The organism is Mesorhizobium sp. M1307, assembly GCF_040318155.1.
In the GTDB taxonomy this organism is placed as follows: Bacteria; Pseudomonadota; Alphaproteobacteria; order Rhizobiales; family Rhizobiaceae; genus Mesorhizobium.
The window spans coordinates 1-2,705 of sequence record NZ_JAMYLR010000097.1; the positions used below are offsets into that span (position 1 = coordinate 1).

2 protein-coding genes and 2 pseudogenes are annotated in these 2,705 nt (G+C 61.0%); 2 read left to right on the plus strand and 2 right to left on the minus strand.

Annotated features, from left to right (window positions below):
* Positions 1-143: 143 nt before the first annotated feature.
* Positions 144-245: pseudogene (locus NKH16_RS34705) on the minus strand (LysR family transcriptional regulator); the annotation flags it as partial.
* Between the two features lie 575 nt (positions 246-820).
* Between NKH16_RS34705 and NKH16_RS34710 the strand changes: the two are divergent.
* Both NKH16_RS34710 and NKH16_RS34715 read left to right on the plus strand, forming a co-directional pair.
* Positions 821-1,096 (plus strand): acyl carrier protein, encoded by a 276-nt coding sequence (locus NKH16_RS34710; RefSeq protein WP_352458906.1) that lies wholly within the window; start codon positions 821-823, stop codon positions 1,094-1,096.
* Positions 1,097-2,302: a beta-ketoacyl-[acyl-carrier-protein] synthase family protein gene (locus NKH16_RS34715; RefSeq protein WP_352453892.1), complete on the plus strand. Its 1,206-nt coding sequence runs from the start codon at positions 1,097-1,099 to the stop codon at positions 2,300-2,302.
* Here NKH16_RS34715 and NKH16_RS34720 read toward each other — a convergent pair.
* Positions 2,289-2,452 (minus strand): annotated as a pseudogene (locus tag NKH16_RS34720) (LysR family transcriptional regulator); the annotation flags it as partial. The gene NKH16_RS34715 and the pseudogene NKH16_RS34720 overlap by 14 nt on opposite strands.
* Between the last annotated feature and the right edge of the window lie 253 nt (positions 2,453-2,705).

The following is a 2,705-nucleotide window of genomic DNA, read 5'->3' on the forward strand; positions in this document are numbered from 1 at the left end:
CGCCGACTGATGACAAACCGCTCAGCGGCAGCGCAAGATCGTTCATGGTGGGTGTGGTCTCCGGGAAATGGTTCGGATCGGCTTAGGCAACCAAATCCTACGCCATTTCAACGGCTTGCGCCACATCCACCAACCCCCATGAATTTGGTTAGGTTGATGCGGCGTGCCGCCGCCGTGAGGCCGCGCTCGCTCAGCAGCGCGTCGAGAACGACGAGAAGATTCAGATCGAGCCCTTTGAAACGCATGTCTTAGCTATCCATAGCGTGGATGCATTTGATTGAAACAAACGATTTTACCAATTTTCCGGAATGTCGCATGGACTTGGCAGGACCTCACGTGCGCCGATCACTGCCTCTATCGCGTGGCGAGTCCCTTGAGAAGAGCCCGAAAGAGGAAATCTGTCGCGTGCGGTGGAGATTGTACTGGGAATGAGAGGCAGCGCTCCGATCATGTCGAACTCTCCGACGAATGGCGGACCGGTACAATAGTTGATCGCAACTGGTCCGGAGCTATGAAACATCTCGATTACATATGAGGTGCCGAGTGAATACGCTGACAGCACCCACCGTCGCAGCGTTTAGCTGACGTTTGACGACGGTTCCTATCCATTTACACGCAGATTCTTGATGTGCTGGCGCAAAAGCGGGAGGCCGGCGACTTTTCTTCGTCATCGGGCTGACGCCGCAGAAGCCGGAACTCGTCCGGTTCCTATGGGCATTGGGCTTGGTCGGTCGCACAGGCTCTATGAGGGGCAATTTTGGCAACGCGACGCGACTCGGGTTTTGAACGACGCCGAAAACGCAAGCTGGAAAGGAACAAGATGGCAGATCAACTCGCCAACGAAATAATCGCCATTATCAAGAAGCGCGCCGCGTCGGAGGGCGGCATAGCGCCTGCCACAGGCGGCGAGATAACGGCTGCCACGGGACTGACTTCGCTCGGTATCGATTCACTGGGATTGGCGGACGTTCTCTGGGACCTGGAGCAGGCCTACGGCATCCAGATCGAGATGAATACGGCCGAGGCATGGTCGGATCTCCAGAATGTTGGGGACATGGTGGAAGCCGTGCGCAGCTTGCTCGCTAAGGGGGTGTGAATGGACAGGCGCGTCGTGATTACTGGGATTGGCGGTATTTGCGGGCTTGGGACCAACGCCGCCGCCATTTGGACAGAGATGCGAGAAGGCCGCTCCGCCATCGGCCCAATCGTCAACTCCGAGCTCCATGAATTGAGGGTCAGGATCGGTGCCGAGATCAAGGCGCTGCCGGAGCATGACATCGACGGCAAGCAACTCATCTCCATGGACCGCTTCAGCCTGCTCGCTGTGCTTGCGGCGCGCGAAGCCATGCGTCAGGCCGGACTTTCCTCCAAAGAGGGAAATAGCTATCGCTTCGGTGCGACGGTGGGCGTTGGCGGCTGCGGGTGGGATGCGATCGAGCAAACCTACCGCGCCATCCTTCTGGGCGGTAAGCGTGCCGCTCTCTTGACTGTACCCAAGGCGATGCCGGGTGCCGCTGCCGGCCAGGTCAGCATGAGTCTTGGTCTGCGCGGGCCGGTGTTCGGCGTCACGTCCGCCTGTTCCTCGGCAAACCATGCGATTGCCTGCGCGGTGGACCAGATCAGGCTCGGCCGGGCCGACGTGATGCTTGCCGGCGGCAGCGAAGCGCCGCTCATATGGGGTGTGCTGAAGGCATGGGAAGCGATCCGCGTGCTTTCGCCCGATACTTGCCGGCCATTCTCGGCCGATCGCCAGGGCCTGTCGCTTGGTGAAGGCGCCGGCATGGCGGTGCTGGAAAGCTACGAGCATGCCCTGGCTCGGGGCGCCACCATCCTTGCCGAAATTGCCGGTGCCGGCCTTTCCGCCGATGCGTCCGACATCGTCGCGCCGACTGTCGAGGGGCCGGAGGCAGCAATGCGGGCCTGCCTTGCCGATGCCAGGCTGGACGCCGAGGATGTCGACTATCTCAACGCGCACGGCACCGGCACCAAGGCCAACGACCAGATCGAGACGGCGGCGATCAAGCGCGTCTTCGGTCAGCACGCCTTCTCAATGTCCATTTCTTCTACCAAGTCCATGCACGCGCATTGCCTCGGCGCGTCCGGCGCGCTCGAGTTGATCGCCTGCGTGATGGCTATCCGCGAGAGCGTCGTGCCGCCGACTGCCAATTATCGTGAGCTGGACCCCGATTGCGATCTCGACGTCACGCCCAATGTGGCACGCGAGCGCAAGGTGCGCGTGGCACTGAGCAACTCCTTCGCCTTTGGCGGCACGAACGCGGTTCTGGCGTTCAGGCAGGTGTAGAAGCCATGAGAGATGCCTCCGGCAACATTATCTCTCGCATCCAGATGCTTGCCGGATAACTATTGTGAAGGGCGGGTCATTGACCGCCTCGGCGAATGCGGGAAGTGGCAGCGGAAGCTCGACGATCCGGGGTATCGTCTTTGCGAAATTCTTAACTGTTGAAGCGGCTTGGACGTACCGCCGCCCCGTAAAAGGTAAGCGAGGCCCTGCGGGCTCGGCTTGAGGGTCTGAAGCTGTACACGACAATGTCTGGAAGCCGCAGGGTCGGCTCTGCGCCCGTTATAGTCGCCTGAGTGCTGCCGGCCCGGCCGCGCCGCGGGCGCCGTCAACGAACTCCTTGAACCTGCGGACCTTGCCTGTCTTGGCCGACGCTTCGAAGCGCGCCGTCGTGCTGGCCTCCAGA

Bases quoted from the DNA above. Each gene is read 5' to 3' on its own strand.
- NKH16_RS34710 (WP_352458906.1), top strand. From the start codon at position 821: ATGGCAGATCAACTCGCCAACGAAATAATCGCCATTATCAAGAAGCGC.
- NKH16_RS34715 (WP_352453892.1), top strand. From the start codon at position 1,097: ATGGACAGGCGCGTCGTGATTACTGGGATTGGCGGTATTTGCGGGCTT.